This is a genomic window from Erwinia sp. BNK-24-b (assembly GCF_047456155.1).
Classification (GTDB): Bacteria; Pseudomonadota; Gammaproteobacteria; order Enterobacterales; family Enterobacteriaceae; genus Erwinia; species Erwinia phyllosphaerae.
Genome location: NZ_CP179901.1, coordinates 1,789,985 through 1,811,061, shown reverse-complemented (window position 1 = coordinate 1,811,061; position 21,077 = coordinate 1,789,985). Strand labels below are relative to the sequence as shown.

The following is a 21,077-nucleotide window of genomic DNA, read 5'->3' as shown; positions in this document are numbered from 1 at the left end:
ACATCGTTCAGGAACGTGTATACGTTACGCTGGTGATCAGATCCTGCTCATCTGAGAAGAGCACATCTTTGAACACAAACGTTTTACCACCAGGGAAAATAAAATCCTGCACAACATTAAGAGGAATATCTTTAAAACCGGGCTCGATAACTTTATTTACCTGATTTTGTATAGCCTTGGTGGCCTGATTAAGATCGGTAAACAAATTGACGAACCAGTTATCTGTCGGTATCGGCTCGGCTTTATCCGTTGGGACTGAGCTTTCTGCAACAACAATCTTTCCGTTTTCATCCACCGATAGCGTATAGGTATCGGTTAATGTTTTATCGACAGCGTTCCAGCCTACAGAGGTTTGTAACTTTCTGGCCTTTACATAAATGATTATTTGTTGATGAATAATAATTTGACTCCCTGTCAAAGTGATGCTGGCATTATAGCTGCTGGTAATATCAACCTGCCCCATATCGCCGTCCAGGCCTGCCCTGTCGGAGGCTGATGAAGAATAAGCGTAGGAGACAACTATCGGTCCGGAGCCAGATGGGGTAAAAGTTGTCACAGGTGTTTGTGCTGAGGTCAGCGTGACATCAAAATCAACGTTTTGCTTAAAAGCACCACTCAACCAGACACGAACGCCGGCTTTAAAACAGTTGCCCGTGATAGCTGGTGCAATCTGCGCATCCAGATAAGTTGCGAATCTATTTCTATTAATAGCGATAATGCCATCAAAGTTGTTCTTGTCTGCCGCCTCTACCCAGTTCCAGCGGAATTCAACAGAGGGAGGCAAAGTATCGCCATTTAATGCGCAAAGATAATTCAGCGTAGAAAGCCCCGAATCACTACTGGTGCCCTGAGGGGCGCTGTAAGGTGAGACTTCTACTGCAATGGAAGATATTTTTAAAGTACTATCACTTTGGACAGGCGCTGCTTTGGGTATAAACGAATAACTTAATACAGGTACTCCCTTTGATTTCATTTCTGAAAAATAAGCCCCGATAAAGACCTGTGATAAAAGCGAATAGACCATCGTTCCCTTATCAACACCGCTGATTTCCGGTGTGGATTCGCTTGCCGCATTATCCAGGTCAAGCAATAACTGTTGAACGCTGAATGCATCAGGACCAATATTATTCAGTTTTTCCTGTACTGTTTGAGACAGGTTACTGTTATCTTCTATTTTTTTTAATATAACCTGAGAGGTAAAAATCCAGAAGTCACTATCCGACTGACTGAAACGTTCAAAGTTTATGATGCCATGTCTGCCAAAAGTACAGCTGACAATAGTAAACTCTGCGCAAAGAAGATTAAACAAGACCGACTGGCTGTTTTCCTGCAAGGTTATGATATCGGGAATGGCCTCCGGAGAGACGTTTTGTGGAATGCCTATCGCTGCTTCGAAAGCAAAATAAAAATTACTGTTTGATATATTTTCAATATCCTGCGATGCCGTATCCCCTTGCTTCCAGTTTGCCACCGTCAGGGGATCGGTGCCGGCTGTTTGCTTGAGTAATTCATCTTTAGTTATTGGTACTGGATTCCCATAGTCATCCTGATTCCAGTACATCTGAACTTTGTCAAAACTAGTGGTATACAGATAATCCTTCATGGTGGCATTTATGCTTTCCTGCGTTGTAGCTACCACAATAGAATAGTTATAAATTCCGTCAGAAAGATATGACTGGTTGGCACTCATAGTAAACTCCTCAGAAATCAGTTATTAAACAGCAGAGAAAATCTCTTTAAAAAAAATTAAACATTAAAAAAGAGATAGTTGGGTTTCAGCAGCAATTAAGCCTGATCGAAATTTTACGTGAAGAATTAATAAGTTTTCCAATTCGGCAAGGATAGCTTCTTGTCACTTAATAAAAAATCCTGCAAGCGCAGGAAATAATTTATTTTTCTATATATATAAAACCCGCATCCTGCATGATGACTAATAAGAAGTTTATTTATCTGGCAGCAATGTAATATATATAACCCCTTTCTGAATAACTCATAAGTTAAATTAATGATCTTTAAGATCGATTAATTTGATTTATTTTATTATTTAACAGGTTACCTCTTTGGAACATTGGCAATTAGGATTAACCTTACATATATTTTTTTAAAATTTATATCATAAGAAATGAGCGTGTAAATAAAAACCATTAAAATTAGCGACTTTTCGATTTTCCACGGTAATGGCGTCTGTGTTACGTTATCTTTTTTTGCATACCCATTTTTCTTGTAAGGAGAAACAATGAAGCCTTTTTATCTGGGTCTGCCGCAGTGGCAGCATCCACAATGGAAAAAGCTGGGCATGGAAACGCTTGCTGACTACGCACGCTACTTTAACTGCGTAGAAGGCAATACCACGCTCTACGCGCTGCCGCGTCCTGACATTGTGCAGCGCTGGTATGACATGACCCACGACGACTTTCGCTTCTGCTTTAAATTTCCCGCCACCATCAGCCATAAGGCTGCCTTGCGCGACAGCGGCGATCTGACCGCAGAATTTTTCAGCCTGCTGGCCCCGCTCGCTTCCCGCATCGGTCAGTACTGGCTACAGCTTCCTTCCGCCTTTTCGCCAGCCGATTTGCCCGCGCTCTGGTCGTTTCTTGACGGCTTGCCAAAAACGTTCAGCTACGGCGTGGAAGTCCGCCATCCTGAATTTTTCGCTAAGGGCGAAGCTGAAAAGGCGCTGAATGCCGGTTTACACCAGCGCGGCGTGAATCGAGTCATTCTGGACACCCGCGGCGTACATTCCGCTATCGCCAGTAATCCGGCCATTATTGAAGCGCAGCGCAAAAAGCCGCATCTGCCGGTACATGCGGTGATGACCGCCGACCAGCCGATGATCCGCTTTATCGGCGGCGATGACGCCAGCGCTAACTTACAGTGGTTTGAAGCCTGGCAAAAAAAGTTGCCGCAGTGGCGCGAACAGGGCCAGCCGTGGCTGTTTATTCATACGCCAGACGTGGCCTTCGCGCCCGGGATGGTGCAAAGCCTCTGGCCCGCGTTGCAGCAAGCCGTGCCGGATATTGGCGCAATGCCGGACTGGCCGCAGCAGGAAAGTTTATTCTGAACTGGACGAACAGGAGCATTTGCTGACAGCGCGTCTTTTCGCCGCTATGATGGCGCCTGACGTTTTAGCCTGCACGGAGTAAGGATGGTCAGCGCGCTGTATGTGGTGCTTGGAGCACTGTTTCTTATCAAGTTTTCTTTTGACGTGGTGCGTTTGCGCCGTCAGTATCGCGTGTCTCATGGCGACGGCGGCTTTTATGAACTGCAAACGGCCATTCGTATTCACGGCAACGCGGTTGAGTATATTCCTCTCGCCCTGCTGCTGCTGGTGGTGATGGAGATGAACGGCGCGGACATGTGGATGCTGCATCTGTCCGGACTCTTCTTTTTCCTTGGCCGTGTTTTACACAGCTACGGCATGCGCACCAGCACGCTGTTATGGCGTAAAAACGGGATGATCATCACCATGCTGTCGCTGCTGACAATGATTATTCTCAATTTGATCTTTCTTCCCTGGGATCTGGTTTTTACCCTTAACTAGCCGCAGCCGTTAATTCAGCGGCAGAAAAGATGCAGCCCGCGTCGCTTTCTGCCAGAATACGCCCTTTCGTTTTTCCGGATTTACCACTATGTCTAACCGCGATACGCTGTTCTCCGCGCCAATTGCCAAACTGGGCGACTGGACGTTCGACGAGCGCGTGGCCGAAGTTTTTCCCGATATGATCCAGCGCTCGGTGCCCGGCTATTCGAACATTATTTCGATGATCGGCATGCTGGCCGAGCGTTTTGTCCAGCCGCATAGCCAGGTTTACGATCTCGGCTGCTCGCTGGGTGCCGCCACGCTGTCGGTGCGTCGTAATATTAAAGCAGAAGGCTGCCGGATTATTTCCGTCGATAACTCCCCCGCGATGGTAGAACGCTGCCGCCGCCATATCGACGCCTTTCGCGCCGATACCCCGGTAGAGGTTATTGAAGCCGATATTCGTCATATCCCTATCGAAAATGCCTCGCTGGTGGTGCTGAACTTTACGCTGCAGTTTTTAGAACCGGCTGAACGCCAGGCGCTGCTTAATACCATCTGGCAAGGGCTGCGTCCCGGCGGCGCGCTGGTGCTTTCTGAAAAATTCAGCTTTGCCGACGCGGACGTGGGCGAGCTGCTGTTTAATATGCACCACGACTTTAAACGGGCTAACGGCTACAGCGAACTGGAGATCAGCCAGAAGCGCAGCATGCTGGAAAACGTCATGCTGACCGACAGCGTGGAAACGCATAAGGCACGGCTGCGTACCGCCGGTTTTGAGCACGCCGAGCTGTGGTTCCAGTGCTTTAATTTTGGCTCGCTGATTGCGCTGAAGGCAGGAACTGACTGATGGATTTTGGTAATTTTTATCAGCTGATCGCTAAAAGTCCGCTGTCGCACTGGCTGGAAACCTTACCGGCGCAGATTGCCGCCTGGCAGCGTGAACAGCTGCACGGCCATTTCAAGAATTGGGATCGCTCTGTTGAGCATTTGCCGGTCATCGTGCCGGAAACGCTGGACTTGCTGCACAGCGTAAGCGCCGACAGCAGCCACCTGAGCGAACGCCAGCGCGGCGGCCTTGAAAGCCTGCTGCGCAATCTGATGCCGTGGCGCAAAGGCCCCTATTCGCTGTACGGCGTGAATATCAATACCGAATGGCGCTCGGACTGGAAATGGGACCGCGTGCTGCCACACATTTCGTCGCTGGCTGGCCGTACCGTTCTGGACGTTGGCTGCGGCAGCGGCTATCACATGTGGCGCATGGTCGGTGCCGGCGCGAATCTGGTGGTCGGTATCGATCCGATGCAGCTGTTTATCTGCCAGTTTGAGGCGGTGCGCAAGCTGTTGGGTAACGATCAGCGCGCGCACGTGCTGCCGCTGGGGATTGAACAGCTGCCGGAACTGAAGGCCTTCGATACCGTCTTTTCGATGGGCGTGCTTTATCACCGCCGTTCGCCGCTGGATCACCTTTATCAGCTAAAAAACCAGCTGGTCAGCGGCGGCGAGCTGGTGCTGGAAACGCTGGTCGTTGAAGGCGACGAGCATGCGGTACTGGTGCCTGGCGAACGCTATGCGCAGATGCGTAACGTTTATTTTATTCCGTCTACCGGCGCGCTGAAAAACTGGCTGGAAAAGTGCGGCTTCGTTGACGTTAAAATCGCGGACTACTCCGTTACCTCAACTGACGAACAGCGCCGCACCGACTGGATGACCAGCGAGTCGCTGGCGGAATTCCTCGCCCCCAACGACCCGACTAAAACCGTTGAAGGCTATCCGGCCCCGCTGCGCGCCGTGCTGGTGGCGCGAAAACCTTAGGTCGATTGCAACCCGAAGTGGATTTCGTCCTGTCCGGATGATGTTCTTTCCGTGGAAACCCGGATACTGCGCCTGTGCGGTATCCGGGTCTGGCCTATTTGGGCCTGGTTTATCCGGGTTCGGTTTATTCAGGCGTGGTTTATCCGGATCGGGCTTATTAATATATCTCGGAAGAACTGCACTCAGAAACGGGACTACGGCACGGGGTCGTAAAGGGATGAATATATCCACCAACAAGGTACAGAAAATCTGATTAACTATATGTAATATTAATATCTCCGATGTGCTTTCTCTACTACGCCTGTGATTTCTCCTTTATCCAGAACAACGAGAAAACTGACTCTGCTTTTAAAATACTTCCCAATACATATATAAGGATCTCCTGCATCGCAAATATTAACATTACTAACAAGCATTTTCTCGATTAGAGTGCTTACGTCATGAGACTTGAGATCTATTATTATTTCATCGTCTTCTGACTGGGACATTATATAGTTAGCCAGATGTTCTTTTTTTAGAACGGCTTTTATATCACCTTTACTATCAACGCAAATCGTAAATTTCGAGTTATTTATTTTACTGATGGTTTCATCGAGAGTTACTACTGTAAAATCCTTATCACATCGGTCGCTTATCAAAACACTCCCATTCCCTTTTGGCGAAGGTTTCATGCGTAAACATTCGTTGACAGTGGAATGATGCTTTACCCAGAGGCTGGTTTCAGTTGACAACCACTGCAATGTATTCAATATGTCAACATGCATCTGACTCAAGTTCATTTTATGTATTGGTTCATAATGCGCAATACGATTTCGAAAATCGTTAATGCCCTTGACCGTTTTCTCGAACTCTTTTCGAGTCATAGAGACATTCGGCAATAAATTCTTCATGTTTTTTTGCCATACAAACCTGTCGTACTCTGGTCTAAACAGGTTTGACCAAAAATCAAAAGTTAATGTTGAAATAATATCTTCCTTGTTAGGCTTTTTAGCTCTTCTTATCCCACGATCCAGCGCATCCATGCTTTCATCCGACAATCCCGATCTGAAAGAGCTATGGTCAAACCATTTTTCATCGAAATAAACGCTGAATACCTCGCTCATCCTGTTCCGAAGAGTGACCTCAAGAATATGTAAGGGATAAAGGAAGGATTTTGACAGCCGTGCATTATAAAGATACAAACTGAAAGCATACTGGGTATTAAACCCAGCACTTTTTAAGTACGGCGCAAAGCGCTCTTTAGACAGGTTTTCAATGAGGCTGGCCTCATTGCCAGCATAATCGTAAGGAACTTGACTTTCAGCCATAGGTGTTTAGAATCCTTTTCAGAGCAGTTGGTTCGGCCCCTCTGGTGTTAATACTAAGCGCCTCCAACAATCTACTTAGATCCCCGAGACAGACTTTAGTCCCTCTCGGGGTTTCGCATTTTTGGAGGTGACACTTTTTCCGGTTCCTCCTTAGTGCAAATCATTGTAGCAACCTTCCTTTATTCTACTCGTGCTAACACTCTAAATTATTTGAAGTTACTACTTCAATATGTACTTTTCATTTTCCCCAGGAACCAATGCACAACCGTGACCTGTTCATCACTGATGCACATAAAGAGACGCTAGTTACTTATCACCAGAAACGTGAGGTCATCTCTTTTAACAATAGCGCCGATTCCGGCCGATTTGATATCTTTAATCGCTGATGCAATAGCCTCATTCAGAGAATTAGCTTCACGGTCGAACTCAACGCAGACGGATTTTCCGTATGTGCATAGCAACGCATCGTCACAGCCGCTTTCATGCAGTGCGTCTTCAAGTCCTTTAGTCTGATTCGTTACGCCTGACAGTGCCAGAATGAAGCTATAGAGCGCCATAATTCCTCTTTATTGAGTAGTCAGAGTATTCCGTCACCCGATAAGAGGCGGTTGTTGCTACCTCTACACTATGAATAAGCATACTGTTATGACACGCTTTACGTAACCCCCACCAAATTACCTTCAATAAAAATAACGAACCACAACAGAACCTCTATATTACTAAAAGCCTTAACCTTTAAAAGTTACTTGTATTTTCATTACGAGCCACCTCGCAAAAAATGACGACTTATTTCAGGTTTTCTTACTATTTTTCGAGCACCCTTCCATAACAAAAATCCCATCAATTATTCGAAGGAAAAAAGGGTAATTCAGTATTGACCAGGCAGATAAAAAGAATAGAGTGGGCATGCGCCGAACAAAGTCGGCCGCGTTAAATAGCGAAGCTCGCCAGTGGTGAGACACTGACGAGCTTCTTACCACAATGTTAAACGGAGTAACATCATGGCTGTGAAACAGTTTACCCAAACTCGCCCCGAGTTTACAAATTTTTCATCACTTCCTGCGGGAATGGACTTTATTGACCTGGCGGAATATAACGAGCGACTCGTTTCCGCCTTAATGGAGACGGATAATGACATGGAACGCCTTGCGCTTTTTAAAAAGCTTACCGCCAGCTTTGAGAAATTACGGTCAATTTATCAGGAGCCGGTTCCCGATAACCGTATTATGCAATTAACAACAGGTGACGTTACTACGCTCCGTAATACGCCTTTTATTACGGAGCCTGAAAACCTTACCGACTATTGCCAGGCTTTGACGCAGGTATTAATGAGCGGCTCCGTCAGTGGGGAAACGCAACAAAACCTGCTTTGCCTGCTGTTCGAGCTGGTGAACTTTCAGGTCGATGACCTGAAAGCGCCACGCTATATGGAAACCTATGGAGGCCTGGTACAGGTTCGGTAAGGTTGTGGGAACTTAATGCGGCAATTCCATTGCTAATGCGCTGCTACGATCCTGTAGCAGCTCTTACAGCGATCTTCCACAGCAACCCAATTGCCAATGTTTTGCACCGCTCCCGCAGCGCCTCTCACAGCAACTCAATCGCTCAACCAGCAGCAAGGGCTGGTCGGATAAGCGGACCGTTTGGCGCATGGACGCGCCAGGCGAGCCTACAAGGATGTATTTACGGCGAGTCCACGTTCCGACCTGCCCTTGCAGCTTTACACCCGACGTGCAGCAACATTTGCCACAGCAACCCCTCAGCGCTTCGCCAGCGCCAGCTTAGCGGCAAAGCCAATAAAGACGCAGCCGGTCAGGCGATCCATCACTTTCATTACCGCTGGCTTACGCAGCTTCTCCGCAAAATATTGCGTCGACGCAATCAGCATCCCGTTCCATATCGTGCCGATAACCACATGCGCAAAGGCCATCCCGATGCTCCAGAGCGCCACAGAGCCGCCAGCCGGAATAAACTGCGGCAGAAATGAGACGTAGAAAATCCCTACTTTTGGATTCAGCAGATTTCCCAAAAATCCCCGCATAAACACGCTGCGGTAGCTGCTTTGCTTTTTCGCTTCTGGCAGATCGGTCGTCAAAGCGCCACGAGGCTTCAACAGCAGCCCCACGCCCAGCCATAAAAGATAAGCCGCTCCCACCAGCCGCAACGCGTTATAGGCAATCTCTGAAGCCAGCAGCAGCGCGCCCAGCCCCACGCCCACGGCAACACCCCATGCCATACAGCCAAGGTTTACGCCCATGCTGGTCGCCAGCGCTTTTTTCCAGCCGCTGGCCGCCGATGTACGCAAAATTAACGCCGTATCGAAGCCCGGCGTCATCGTCAACAAGGTAATAGTGAGAAGAAAAGCGAGTAGCGAAGCGGTCATAACGAACTCCTGTGGAATAATTTAACCCTTTTTTAACAGAAATGTTGCGCTGGCGAAAATCGCATTTTCACTGCTATGCCGCTTTTCCACCAACGCTCTCGCTACAAAAGGTCTACGGTGGAAGCAGTACAACCCTTTATTTCACAAAAAGGAGTGCCTGATGAGCAAATTTGTTTTCTCTTCACCACGTAAATATGTCCAGGGTGCTGGCGTGATGGCGCAGCTGGGTGAGTATGTTGCAGAACTGGGCAACAATGCTTTCGTGGTCGCGGATGAAGTAGTGTGGAAACTAACGGGAAAAGAAGTACAGGACTCGCTGCGGCAGCATGCTGTTGAGTTTCACTATCAGCAGTTCAACGGCGAAGCGTCCAGCAACGAGATTTCTCGCCTGGCGGAACTGGCTAAGAAAGACGGCGCGCGTCTGGTCATCGGCGTTGGCGGCGGCAAAACGCTGGATACGGTCAAAGCGGTTGCCGACGAGTTAAAACAGCCCGTCGTTATTGTCCCTACTATCGCTTCGACCGATGCGCCCTGTAGCGCCCTTTCCGTCATCTATTCCGACAGCGGCGTGTTTGAGAGCTATCGCTTCTACAGCAAAAATCCGGATCTGGTGCTGGTCGATACGCAGGTCTGCGCTCGTGCGCCGGTCAGGCTGTTCGCTTCCGGCATTGCCGACGGCCTGGCGACCTATGTCGAAGCGCAGGCGGTCAAACGCTCGCACAGCAAATCGATGGTGGATGGCGATCCAACCATTGCCGGGATGGCAATTGCCGAAGCCTGCGAAAAAACGCTGCTGACCTGGGGTTACAGCGCTTATCAGGCCGTAGAAAAAAAAGTGGTTACGCCAGCCGTCGAGGCGGTAGTGGAAGCCAACACGCTGCTTTCCGGACTGGGCTTTGAAAATGCCGGATTAGCCGGTGCGCACGCTATCCATAACGGTTTTACCGCTATTGATGGCGACATCCATCACCTGACACATGGTGAAAAAGTGGCGTACGGCACGCTAACACAAATGGTGCTGGAACAGCGTCCCGATGAGGAAATTGCGCGTTACGTTCGCTTCTATCGCTCAATCAAAATGCCTGTCACGCTGCGTGAGATGCATCTGGAAAACGAGAGCTGGGAAAACCTGCTGAAGGTAGGCGAGCTGGCGAACAGCGAAGGCGATACGCTGAAAAATCTTAACCCCAACCTTAGCGCTGCGGATATTGCCAGCGCGATCCTGGCGGTCGATGCGTTCAGCCAGACGGTAAAATAACGCTTCCAGGCGGCTTCGGGCCGCCTTTCTTATTGAGCATCTGGCCCCTGTTTATCCTGCTCCGGCTGCCAGTACTCAAAGCGGTAGGCCGCGCTGATGTTCCGCGAAATTTCTCCCTGCGCAAAAACTTCCCTTTCATGCGAATAGCTGAGGGTACAGTTATCGTGATCGTCCCACAGCTGGCACTCATCCTGCGTGGTCAGCCTGCTATCAGGATTATGCGTAATGGAAAACAACCCTTTCTCACGATTCATCCCGTCATAAGACCATTTCATTTCATTGTCGTCAGAGTGGCTGGCAATAAGCTGATTTTTATCGTTCCACTGATAGACAGATTCGCCATTCGCCTGCGCGTCCGATCCTCGCGCCACGCTTTTTATCAGGCGCAGTCGGCTATCGTAGCTGTTAGTGGTTTCAGTAAAACCTTTTTTGCCCTGAAGTAAAAAAGCTTCTGAAGAGCTGGTGATGGTGCCCGCTTTGCCAACCAGAAAATCGATGGTGCCCTGCTTGTTATTAACCTCCACCAGCTCGCCCGGCTTTTTGATAAATATGGCTACGGCATAAACAGCTTTCCAGCCGGTGGCAACGCGAGTAATGCTCTGTACCATCTTCAGCACCAGGTCGCCCTCATTCTTATCAAAATTGATATCCGCACGTAGCAGTGAACCACAGCGGTCAAACTCCCCCAGCAGGCGTCTTTGCCGGTCAACATCCTTACCAAACTCGCCCATCACCACCTGCTTTACCGGCCCTCTGGACGTGCCGCCCAACAGCAGCAGGCTGTTGCTGTCATTAATTTGCGCGGCGCTGGCCGGACATTTTTCAACGGCGGCGGCTGGCGCAGCATTCAGCAAAGCCAGCAGCGCGGCACACGCGGTAATCAACATCGGGTTCATCAGCAGTCTCGCTAGCTCAACGGGAAAATCTAAGTGTAAGTGGATTCTGAGCGGATGAGAAAAATGACGATCGACAGGCAGAAAAAAAGCCCCACCAAAATGGATGGGGCCTGGTACTTGCAAACATCACGTCGCTGAACTGGCGTGCTGCGCGGCAAAATCGAGGGTCAGGCAACAATCGGTGGGCTCAGCGTCAGGGAAGCCTTCATCGCTTCGACCATATCGCTGTCCACACAGAGACGGCTAAACTCGTCCGTTTCCGCTACCGATGTCATAGAAACGCCTGCTTTGCGATAGCGCATTGAGGAAGCAATCCTCTGACTGGCGGAGCTGTGCAGCTCGCTTAATCCTGCCTCTACAAACTTTTGCAGGTTACTGAGGCGAACGCCTGCGCCAGCCATAATGATTGGACCACGCGTCAGCTGATTTAGTTCCTTTAATAAAGGTAAACCACTTTCGGCACTCTGCTGCTGGCCGGAGGTTAAAATACGCGCCACGCCCAGATCGGTTAACTGCTGTAAGGCGGTTAACGGACTGTGGCAAAGATCGAACGCGCGATGAAACGTTACCGCCATGCCTTCAGCAAGCGCCATCACCTGCTTCATCTGCTCAAGGGGAATATGGCCGTTGGCATCCAGCATCCCGATAACCAGTCCCGGATAGCCCAGTTCACGAATAAAGGCGATGTCAGACTTAATCTGATTAAACTCGTTGTCCGTAAAGCAAAAATCACCACCTCGCGGGCGGACTATAGGATGAACGGGAATGGTCACGGCTTCCCGAGCCTGTATCAGGCTGCCCGCTGACGGCGTCAGGCCGCCTTCTGAAGGTGCCGAGCACAACTCGACGCGATCGGCGCCCGCATTTTGCGCGGCTAACGCACAATCGACTCCGTAGCAGCATACTTCCAGTTTTAACATTCCATCCTCCTGTTAATGACTGCTGGCTGGTTGTGTAAATGATTTTCGCTGTTTAGTCTGACTACAGACCTTAAAATAATAGTAACGGGAATCACTAACATGGCATGCAATTTTGACCAGCGAATCGATCGCCGTCACAGCGACAGCCTGAAATGGCAAAAATATGGCGACAAAGATATTTTGCCGCTTTGGGTAGCGGATATGGATTTCCGTTCACCAGAATGCGTGGTCGAAGCCTTACAGCAGCGTGTCAGTCACGGCATCTTTGGTTATGGCTCGGCGCCGGATGAACTGACTGAGGTGGTAATAGCGCGTATGCAGACGCGCTATCAGTGGAAAATCGAACCTGAATGGCTGGTGATGTTGCCCGGCGTAGTGAGCGGCCTGAACATTTCCGTGCGCGCTTTTACCGAAGCGCATCAGGGAACGCTTGCGCCGACGCCCATCTATCCGCCGTTTCGTAAAGCGGCTAAACTTGCCGGAAGGACGCAGCTCAATGTCCCGCTACGGCTGAGCGGAAACCGCTGGATTGCAGATTTTGACGAGCTGGAAACGGCCATGACCGGCCATGAAAAACTCATGATGCTTTGTAATCCGCAAAATCCCGGCGGTACGGTTTATCGGCGTGAAGAGCTGGAAGCCCAGCTTCGTTTTGCGGTACGTCACGACCTGATCGTTTGTTCTGATGAAATCCACTGCGATTTACTGCTTGCCGAAGGGGCAAAACATATTCCTTTTGCCAGCCTGGGAAAAGAAGCAGAACGGCGTTCGGTAACGCTGGTTTCACCCTCAAAAACCTTCAATATCGCCGGGCTTGGCGCTTCGGTAGCCATTATTCCCGACAAAGAGCTGCGCATGCGTTTCAACGCGGTTCGTCAGGGTATTGTGCCGCAGCCGGATGTACTGTCGCTGGTTGCCGCGACCGCTGCATGGCGCGATGGTCAGCCGTGGCTGGATGAGCTACTGGCTTATCTGAAGGCTTCCCGCGCAATGCTGGATCGGCGAATCAACGCGATTGAAGGCCTTTCTCTTGCCGCGCCTGAAGCAACTTACCTGGCCTGGATCGACGCCAGCCAGCTTAACGTTGCCAGCCCGGCGCTGTTTTTCGAGCGGCACGGGCTGGGATTCTCAGCGGGAAAAGATTTCGGCGATGATAAATTTGTGCGCTTTAACTTTGGCTGTACGCATGACCTTATCCACGAGGCGCTACGGCGGATGGAAAAAGCGGTACAGACGCTAACACGTTAAGACGCCCGTTCGCTCTCCACGACGTCCTTCAGGCTCCAGGGATGGAACTTGATGGTTACGTTGCCGTCGCTGACGGCCAGCGTAGGATTAGGCAACCTTTCGCCTGCCCCTTTTGGCGCACTGTTTTTGACTGAAACACCCGGCCTTGACAGACCTTCATCGGACATCAGCGCAATCGCGCGAGCGCTCAGCTGCTCTTCATCACCCGGCAGAACGATTTCAACATGTTCCCAGCCCTCATGGCGGTAAACACGCTCGCCTGGCCAGGGAAGCTCTACTACGCTTATCTGCCACGGCCCAACGGTTAAAGGTTCATGCAGTTCAAATAAAGCGACGGGCCGCCCGTTGATCTCTTTTTCTGAAAACAGCACGCCATGCTGTAAAAAACCTTTTTTCCAGCGTTCTGCCGTCGCGGGCTGATTGCAGCGCACGGCAATATGATCGGCTTTTAAATCAACCAGATCGAGGCCCAGACGCGCCGCCAAATCGTTAAGATAGCGTAAAAACTCAGAAGAACTGTTAACCAAATCGCTTAGTTCTTCAGCAACATTACCAGAAAACATTCTACTACCCCTTCCAAAACTTAACTAAATGTAATATTTATCCTGCGCATTACTGACAATTTCGTACCAATAAAACTGTATAAACTTAACTTTCAGCGCTGATAAACCAGCAAAATACGCAAAAAACTAACATTTTATCCAGTAAAAGGTGGTTCTTGATCTCATTTTTCACTATATAATTTGTCTTAAGACAAAAAATTCGTTCAGTTAAATTTATACAATGCGACTATTCTTAAATCCTCACCCCTGACTTGTAGGGTATTATGAATACTTATAGATTCGTTCCGCTTCTACTACTGAGGAATAGCAAATGCTGATGTTAATACTCGTCGCAGTGCTTGTCGTTATGATGGGGTTTGCTTTGGTACGTCACTGGAAGGTTCGTAACGAAAAAATGACCGTTGCCAGTCCATACCGCCCACACCGCCGCCGCACCTGACGGACTATGCAGGAAACTGTCCCCACTTTTTCCTGCAAAGCCCGCCTCCTGAGCCTTCAGGTACCTGGATAACTACATCCGAAATACAGTATACTTTTCCCCTTCTTTTTTAGCGGTGCCACTGTACAGCAATTTTGCTACAGGGCCTCGTACAAAATGACAGCCTGCGCACCATGACGCAGGCGTTTTTGCATATAAGGTAATCCGGTGAATATTCAGGCTCTTCTTTCAGATAAAGTCAGTCAGGCGATGATCGCAGCAGGCGCTCCGGCCAGTTGTGAACCGCAGGTACGGCAGTCAGCCAAAGCACAGTTTGGCGATTACCAGGCGAACGGCATCATGGCCGTCGCAAAACAACTGGGTAAAGTGCCGCGACAGCTGGCTGAAGAAGTGCTTAAACACCTTGACCTGCAGGGTATCGTCAGCAAGGTTGAAATCGCCGGACCTGGCTTCATTAATTTGTTTCTGGATGCCGACTGGCTTGCTGCTCAGGTTGACAGCGTCGTTAACGCCCCTCGCCTTGGCGTTACGACAGTTGAACCACAAACTATCGTCGTCGATTATTCCGCACCAAACGTGGCGAAAGAGATGCACGTCGGTCACGTTCGCTCGACCATTATTGGCGATGCGGCGGTGCGTACCCTGTCGTTTTTAGGCCATAACGTCATTCGCGCCAACCACGTAGGTGACTGGGGCACGCAGTTCGGCATGCTGATCGCTTTTCTGGAAAAGCAGCAGAACGAAGCGCACGGTGAGATCGCACTTTCCGATCTGGAAGCTTTCTACCGTGAAGCCAAACGTACCTACGATGAAGATCCTGCTTTTGCCGAGCGCGCACGCGGCTATGTCGTCAAGCTACAGGGCGGCGATGAATATTGCCGTAAAATGTGGAAAAAGCTGGTCGACATTACCATGTCGCAAAACCAGATCGTTTATGACCGCATGAACGTGACGCTGAGCCGCAAAGACGTGATGGGCGAAAGCCTGTATAACGACATGCTGCCAGGTATCGTCGCCGATCTGAAAGCCAAAGGCCTGGCGGTAGAAAGCGAAGGCGCCACCGTTGTCTTCCTGGACGAATACAAGAACAAAGACGGCGAGCCGATGGGCGTTATCATCCAGAAAAAGGATGGCGGCTACCTCTACACCACGACCGATATCGCCTGCGCCAAATACCGTTATGAAACGCTGCATGCCGACCGCGTGCTGTACTATATCGATTCTCGTCAGCACCAGCATTTACAGCAGGCCTGGTCCATCGTGCGCAAAGCGGGCTACGTACCGGAATCCGTACCTTTAGAACATCACGCTTTCGGCATGATGCTGGGTAAAGACGGCAAACCGTTTAAAACCCGCGCGGGCGGCACCATCAAGCTTTCAGATCTGCTGGATGAAGCGGTAGAGCGCGCCACAAAGCTGGTCAGCGAAAAAAATCCGGATATGCCAGCCGACGAGCTGAATAAACTGGCCAACAGCGTGGGGATCGGCGCGGTTAAATATGCCGATCTGTCAAAAAGCCGTACCACGGATTACGTGTTCGACTGGGACAACATGCTGGCTTTTGAAGGCAACACCGCGCCTTATATGCAGTATGCCTACACCCGCGTGCTTTCCGTATTCCGTAAGGCAGGCATTGAAGAATCCGCCATCAACGGTAAGACCGTTATTACCGAAGATCGCGAAGCCGCACTGGCCGTGCGCCTGCTGCAGTTTGAAGAAACCATCACTCAGGTTGCACGCGACGGCACGCCGCACGTTATGTGTGCCTACCTGTACGATCTGGCCGGGCTGTTCTCTGGTTTTTATGAACATTGCCCTATCCTTGCCGCCGAAGACGAAACGACAAAGCAGAGCCGCCTGAAGCTGGCGCTGCTGACCGCGAAAACGCTGAAGCAGGGTCTGGATACGCTGGGTATTGATACCGTAGAAAGAATGTAATTTCTGCATTAAGGATGGGGTGAGCTTTCATCTCATCCGACACCGATAAGTTTATTCGGGCAGGCACGGGCAATCGCTCGTGCCTTTTTTATTGGTTAACGAAGGGATAACGTTGAAATTTTAATCCCGGCTCCCTCTCCACTTTTGCGCATAAAAGTCGTTTAATATCCAAAAAGTAAACTATTTAGCTTCTTCTGCCTCATAATGAATCTCTGACAGCAACACTTCGAAATTAGATTGGGGCAAGCCTTGTAAATTCATTGCTCCTGAAACTTCTTTAAGCTCTTCTGAATTTAAAATTTCCATATATTACCTCCATTATTAACACCCATATAACCTTATTCTAAGGATAAGCCTTCCTAATTTCTCCTTTGTAAGGATATCTGCTTTTAAAATGGTCACCTGTAATTCTTTCAGGCTGTCATCCAAATAAATTTTATTAATTTCTTTCTTTTCCCAAAGCCCGCATACGGCATAAGCCCTGGCTTCAGGAGTAGCATGGCCGCCTTTCATAATGTTTTCGAAAATCAATACAGAATTTTTGTCATGCAAAACATCTTCATAGATTATTTGCTGTGGCATTTTTTTTGCCACAAAACCATTAAAGCCGAAAGAGAATAGCGTTACAGAGGATAAGCGTCTTTCTATGTCCTGCTCTGCCTGGGCAAAAAAAGGGATCAATAAAAAAATAACGATCTTTTTCCATTTCATTAAGGCCTCCTTGCTTAAATAAACTATAAATTGGCACTAACATTATGTATGTGATAGCGCCCACAATACTTCCTTTATTCGAACGCGGCCTTTATCACCTGGAAACTAATTGCTATCTACATCAGTTAGAAAAAAATTTTTTATTCCTGGCTTAAAGCGACATTCACAGCAGGTCAATCACCAGCGCTATACGCCAGTCATGCAGCGACGCCGCTACCCAATCAGTAGTCAAATTCAAAAATTTTGTCCGCCCAACAAAAAAGGGGCGAATCGCTTCGCCCCTTCGTTTGTGCTGTGGTACAGATAGCAACCTTAACGGTAATTCACCATCACCTCATTACCCAGCACGCGCAGCGCCTGTGGCAAGCGCCCTTTTCCCTGCACGCCATAAACAAAATGCAGCGAGCCACCTGCCTGAATATTTGTCAGCCCGCGCGTGGAGCCACTGCCACCCTCAAGCCGCACGCAGCGGGTTTCTGCGCAAAGCCAGGCCGCAAAACCGGAAGGCGTCGGGCCATTCAGCGTATAGCGCCAGTTAATCTCCGTAATCGCGCCGTTAACCGGCGTTGCCGCCTTAAGCGCAGGCGACGGTGCCTGCATGCCTCGATTAATCAGTCCCGGCCCCGGTGCGGAGGCATGCCAGGCGCCCCCTCCGGCCAGCGCCAGCTGCGGCAAACAGATTAACAGCAGCAGCAGCTTTTTCATTAGTGTCCGCCAATGGTGGAAGTCATCCGGATCTGCCGGTTATCGGTCAGCTCCAGGTTAGAAATCACCATCAGCTGCGGCAGGTTACGACGCAGGAAGCGAGCCAACAGCGCGCGCAACGGATGGTTAACCAACAGCACAGGCGGCGCGCCAAGCGACTCCTGATGGGATAATGCACCCTGCGCCTGCGCCAGCAAACGATCCGCCAGGCCCGGTTCCAGACCGCCGCCGCCCTGCAATGCCTGCAGTAACAGACGTTCCAGCGTGGTGTCCAGCCCGATAACCTGCACTTCACCATTGCCCGGATACCACTGCTGTGTAATTGCCCTGCCCAACGCAACGCGCACCACGGAAGTCAGCTCATGCGGATCGGTCTGCACGGTGGCGTGCTCTGCCAGCGTTTCAATGATGGTACGCATATCGCGAATGGAAACGCGTTCCGCCAGCAGGTTCTGCAACACTTTATGCAGCGTGGTCAGCGTGATCACGCCCGGGATCAAATCTTCCGTCAGCTTAGGCATATCCTGCGTTACGCGATCCAGCAGCTGCTGCGCTTCCTGACGGCCAAACAGCTCGCTGGCGTACTGGCCAATCAGATGGTTCAGGTGCGTGGCAACGACGGTACTTGCTTCTACTACGGTATAACCCTGAATCTGCGCCTGCTCTTTCAGCGCGCTGTCAATCCAGATTGCAGCCAGGCCGAAAGCCGGATCGACGGTCGCTTCACCCGGCAACGTCCCCGCTGCGGTACCCGGGTTGATCGCCATCCAGCGGCCCGGATAGGCGTCGCCGCTGCCAATTTCCACGCCCTTCATCAGAATACGGTAGCGCGCTGGCGGCAGCTCCATGTTGTCACGGATATGCACCACCGGCGGCAGAAAGCCCATCTCCTGCGCAAACTTCTTACGAATACTGCGAATGCGGCCAAGCAGCTCGCCATTCTGCGTATTATCCACCATCGGGATCAGACGGTAGCCCACTTCCATTCCCAGCGTATCCTCCAGCTGCACGTCGGTCCAGGAAGCTTCGATATTGGTTGGCGTTTCGATGTTCTTCACCAGGCTGCTCTGCGTCTCGGCCTTCGGCTGGTTTTCTTTACCACGCAGATACCAGGCCAGACCCAGCAGCGCGGCGGTAAACATCAGGAACACCAGGTTAGGCATGCCCGGCACCAGACCCAGCAGACCCAGTACGCCAGCACTCAGCATCATCACGCGCGGATTTTTGAACAGCTGGGTGACCATCTGCTCGCCGACGTCCTGATCGGTCGCCACGCGAGTAACGATAACACCCGCTGCGGTCGAAATGACCAGGGCCGGGATCTGTGCAACCAGACCGTCACCGATAGTCAGCAGCGTATAGCTTTCCGCCGCATGACCCACGTCCAGACCGTGCTGCACCACGCCCACCAGCAGACCGCCGATGACGTTAATCACCATGATCATGATACCGGCGATGGCGTCACCACGAACGAACTTACTCGCACCGTCCATCGAACCATAGAAGTCCGCTTCCTGAGTAACCTCAGAACGGCGCTTTTTCGCTTCGTCTTCGCCAATCAGGCCGGCGTTGAGGTCGGCGTCGATGGCCATCTGCTTACCGGGCATCCCATCCAGTACGAAACGCGCGCCAACTTCCGCGATACGCCCCGCACCTTTAGTGATAACCATAAAGTTAATGATGACCAGGATAATAAAGACCACGATACCGATGGCGAAGTTGCCGCCCACCAGGAAGTGGCCAAAGGCCTCAACCACGCGTCCCGCCGCGCCAGCGCCCGTATGGCCTTCCAGCAGGATGATACGGGTTGAAGCAACGTTCAGCGCCAGGCGCAATAAGGTAGAGAACAGCAGGATGGTAGGAAACGCGGCGAACTCCAGCGTTTTCTGGGTAAACATCGCTACCAGCAGCACCATAATCGACAGCGCGATATTAAAGGTGAACAGCAGATCGAGGATGAAAGGCGGCAATGGCAGTACCATCATCGACAGGATCATCATGATTAACACCGGCCCGGCCATGATCTGCCATTGGGTATCTTTCATGTTCGGTAAGCGTAACAGTGTGGCCAGATTCGCCATCAGTCTTTCTCTCCAGAGCCAAAGTCCAGTGCTTCCGGCACAGGTAAATTAGCAGGTTTTTTCGGAGCCAGGCCACCCTCAAGCTTCCAGCGACGGAGCTGCCAGACCCAGGCCAACACTTCTGCAACAGCCGCATATAACGTACCGGGAATATGCTGACCAATTTCACTGTGCCGATAGAGCGCACGTGCCAGCGGTGGTGCTTCCAGCACCGGAATACGGTGCTCTTTACCCAGTTCACGAATGCGTAATGCCACTTCACCCGCGCCTTTTGCGATAACTTTCGGCGCGCTCATTTTCTTCTCGTCGTACTGCAACGCGACCGAATAGTGCGTCGGGTTGGTAACGATAACGTCCGCTTTCGGCACATCGGCCATCATGCGTCGACGTGCTGCCGCGCGCATCTGCTGGCGAATTTTGCCTTTGATGTGCGGGTCACCTTCCTGCTGCTTATATTCGTCGCGAATTTCCTGACGAGTCATTCGCAGCCCTTTGTAGTAACTGTAGAGCTGCCAGAACACGTCAAAGCCCACCATCGGCGACAGCCCCAGCACTATCAGCACGCAACACATAGCAATCATATTCAGCGAGCTGGCCAGCGCGGTGTAAGGTGATTCGCTCATTAAGCGCATCATCTCCGGCCAGTTGTGCCTGACATACAGCCAGGTCACACAGCCCACCAGCACCGCTTTTAAAATCGACTTGCCCAGCTCCGTCGCCGTCTGCGCGGAAACCAGCTTGCCTAATCCTTTAATCGGGTTCATCTTGCCCATATCGAACTTGATGGCTTTCCCGCTGATCAGTACGCCGCCCAACAGCATCGGCGCGGCTATCGCTACCAGAACCAGACCGGCCATCATCGGAATCAGCGTATAAACCGCCTGGACAAACAGTCGGCCAATCAGGTGCAGCATCTGGCTGGTATCGCTGACCACCGAGTGGTCAAACACCAGCCCCTGCGCCAACAGCTGACCGATTTTGCGGGCCATGCTTTCGCCGCCCATCCACAAAATACCTAAGCCCGCCACCAGCATTAACACCGAGGTCAGCTCGCGCGAGCGCGGAACCTGCCCTTCTTCTCGTGCTTTTTCAAGTCGGTGGGGGGTTGCGGATTCGGTCTTTTCCTCTTCGCTATCACCAGACACAGGCTAATCCTCAAGGAATTTCTGGGGTACGGGATTGATGTGGCTAGCATGCCAAAAACGCGCAGGGATGATGCCGCGAGTAAACGCGTAAAAAGGGGGTTATTTCGCTGATAGCAAAAAAGGGCCGATAAGCATCGGCCCTGAGGGA

20 protein-coding genes are annotated in these 21,077 nt (G+C 50.7%); 8 read left to right on the top strand and 12 right to left on the bottom strand.

The window, feature by feature from the left end; translation table 11 throughout:
- Nucleotides 1–7 precede the first annotated feature (7 nt).
- Nucleotides 8–1,690 (bottom strand): hypothetical protein, encoded by a 1,683-nt coding sequence (locus tag ACMGGR_RS08030; protein WP_414148605.1) that lies wholly within the window; start codon nt 1,688–1,690, stop codon nt 8–10.
- Nucleotides 1,691–2,236: 546 nt separating this feature from the next.
- Between ACMGGR_RS08030 and ACMGGR_RS08025 the strand changes: the two genes are divergently transcribed.
- From ACMGGR_RS08025 to cmoB, 4 genes are all read left to right on the top strand, one after another.
- The gene (locus ACMGGR_RS08025) at nt 2,237–3,061 is read left to right on the top strand and encodes a DUF72 domain-containing protein (protein ID WP_414148604.1); all 825 of its coding nucleotides are present in this window, start codon (nt 2,237–2,239) and stop codon (nt 3,059–3,061) included.
- 84 nt (nt 3,062–3,145) lie between these two features.
- Nucleotides 3,146–3,541, top strand: coding sequence for an MAPEG family protein (locus ACMGGR_RS08020; protein WP_414148603.1), 396 nt, complete (start codon nt 3,146–3,148; stop codon nt 3,539–3,541).
- 88 nt (nt 3,542–3,629) lie between these two features.
- A complete protein-coding gene (cmoA, locus tag ACMGGR_RS08015) occupies nt 3,630–4,370 on the top strand; it encodes a carboxy-S-adenosyl-L-methionine synthase CmoA (RefSeq protein ID WP_246757563.1) in 741 nt (246 codons plus the stop codon).
- Complete coding sequence (gene cmoB, locus ACMGGR_RS08010) at nt 4,370–5,335, top strand: tRNA 5-methoxyuridine(34)/uridine 5-oxyacetic acid(34) synthase CmoB (RefSeq protein WP_414148602.1); 966 nt, start codon at nt 4,370–4,372, stop codon at nt 5,333–5,335. Before cmoA ends, cmoB begins: the two co-directional genes overlap by 1 nt.
- Before the next feature lie 269 nt (nt 5,336–5,604).
- Here cmoB and ACMGGR_RS08005 read toward each other — a convergent pair whose 3' ends face one another.
- The gene (locus ACMGGR_RS08005; protein ID WP_414148601.1) at nt 5,605–6,642 is read right to left on the bottom strand and encodes an Abi family protein; all 1,038 of its coding nucleotides are present in this window, start codon (nt 6,640–6,642) and stop codon (nt 5,605–5,607) included.
- 302 nt (nt 6,643–6,944) lie between these two features.
- Complete coding sequence (locus ACMGGR_RS08000; protein ID WP_414148600.1) at nt 6,945–7,199, bottom strand: hypothetical protein; 255 nt, start codon at nt 7,197–7,199, stop codon at nt 6,945–6,947.
- Between the two features lie 444 nt (nt 7,200–7,643).
- On the opposite strand from ACMGGR_RS08000, the gene ACMGGR_RS07995 reads away from it, so the two are divergent.
- Nucleotides 7,644–8,105, top strand: coding sequence for a hypothetical protein (locus ACMGGR_RS07995; RefSeq protein ID WP_414148599.1), 462 nt, complete (start codon nt 7,644–7,646; stop codon nt 8,103–8,105).
- Between the two features lie 296 nt (nt 8,106–8,401).
- On the opposite strand, the gene ACMGGR_RS07990 is transcribed toward ACMGGR_RS07995, so the two are convergent.
- Entirely contained in the window at nt 8,402–9,025 is a 624-nt protein-coding gene (locus tag ACMGGR_RS07990; protein ID WP_246757567.1) for a LysE family translocator, read from the bottom strand.
- A gap of 160 nt (nt 9,026–9,185) precedes the next feature.
- Here ACMGGR_RS07990 and ACMGGR_RS07985 point away from each other — a divergent pair, with 160 nt between their 5' ends.
- Nucleotides 9,186–10,283, top strand: a complete 1,098-nt coding sequence (locus ACMGGR_RS07985) for a glycerol dehydrogenase (protein ID WP_414148598.1) — start codon at nt 9,186–9,188, stop codon at nt 10,281–10,283.
- Nucleotides 10,284–10,312: 29 nt separating this feature from the next.
- On the opposite strand, the gene ACMGGR_RS07980 is transcribed toward ACMGGR_RS07985, so the two are convergent.
- Together ACMGGR_RS07980 and cutC are read right to left on the bottom strand one after the other, a co-directional pair.
- Nucleotides 10,313–11,179, bottom strand: a complete 867-nt coding sequence (locus tag ACMGGR_RS07980; protein ID WP_414148597.1) for a hypothetical protein — start codon at nt 11,177–11,179, stop codon at nt 10,313–10,315.
- Between the two features lie 167 nt (nt 11,180–11,346).
- Nucleotides 11,347–12,099 (bottom strand): copper homeostasis protein CutC, encoded by a 753-nt coding sequence (gene cutC / locus ACMGGR_RS07975; RefSeq protein WP_414148596.1) that lies wholly within the window; start codon nt 12,097–12,099, stop codon nt 11,347–11,349.
- Nucleotides 12,100–12,198: 99 nt separating this feature from the next.
- On the opposite strand from cutC, the gene ACMGGR_RS07970 reads away from it, so the two are divergent.
- Nucleotides 12,199–13,347 carry a MalY/PatB family protein gene (locus ACMGGR_RS07970; protein WP_246757571.1) on the top strand — a complete coding sequence of 383 codons (1,149 nt, stop codon included), beginning with the start codon at nt 12,199–12,201 and terminating at the stop codon, nt 13,345–13,347.
- On the opposite strand, the gene ACMGGR_RS07965 is transcribed toward ACMGGR_RS07970, so the two are convergent.
- Nucleotides 13,344–13,910, bottom strand: a complete 567-nt coding sequence (locus ACMGGR_RS07965) for a VOC family protein (protein WP_414148595.1) — start codon at nt 13,908–13,910, stop codon at nt 13,344–13,346. The two genes, ACMGGR_RS07970 and ACMGGR_RS07965, sit on opposite strands and share 4 nt — an antisense overlap.
- Before the next feature lie 646 nt (nt 13,911–14,556).
- Between ACMGGR_RS07965 and argS the strand changes: the two genes are divergently transcribed.
- On the top strand, nt 14,557–16,287 hold the full coding sequence (gene argS, locus ACMGGR_RS07960; RefSeq protein ID WP_414148594.1) for an arginine--tRNA ligase: 1,731 nt from the start codon (nt 14,557–14,559) through the stop codon (nt 16,285–16,287).
- A 180-nt stretch (nt 16,288–16,467) separates the two neighbouring features.
- Here argS and ACMGGR_RS07955 read toward each other — a convergent pair whose 3' ends face one another.
- From ACMGGR_RS07955 to flhB, 5 genes are all read right to left on the bottom strand, one after another.
- Nucleotides 16,468–16,593 (bottom strand): hypothetical protein, encoded by a 126-nt coding sequence (locus tag ACMGGR_RS07955; RefSeq protein WP_414148593.1) that lies wholly within the window; start codon nt 16,591–16,593, stop codon nt 16,468–16,470.
- Nucleotides 16,594–16,608: 15 nt separating this feature from the next.
- A complete protein-coding gene (gene mchS3 / locus ACMGGR_RS07950) occupies nt 16,609–16,998 on the bottom strand; it encodes an MchS3 family protein (RefSeq protein ID WP_414148592.1) in 390 nt (129 codons plus the stop codon).
- Nucleotides 16,999–17,310: 312 nt separating this feature from the next.
- Complete coding sequence (gene flhE / locus ACMGGR_RS07945; RefSeq protein WP_246757578.1) at nt 17,311–17,703, bottom strand: flagellar protein FlhE; 393 nt, start codon at nt 17,701–17,703, stop codon at nt 17,311–17,313.
- The gene (gene flhA / locus ACMGGR_RS07940) at nt 17,703–19,784 is read right to left on the bottom strand and encodes a flagellar biosynthesis protein FlhA (protein ID WP_246757579.1); all 2,082 of its coding nucleotides are present in this window, start codon (nt 19,782–19,784) and stop codon (nt 17,703–17,705) included. The genes flhE and flhA overlap by 1 nt, the downstream gene beginning before the upstream one ends.
- Complete coding sequence (flhB, locus tag ACMGGR_RS07935) at nt 19,784–20,929, bottom strand: flagellar biosynthesis protein FlhB (protein WP_246757580.1); 1,146 nt, start codon at nt 20,927–20,929, stop codon at nt 19,784–19,786. The genes flhA and flhB overlap by 1 nt, the downstream gene beginning before the upstream one ends.
- Between the last annotated feature and the right edge of the window lie 148 nt (nt 20,930–21,077).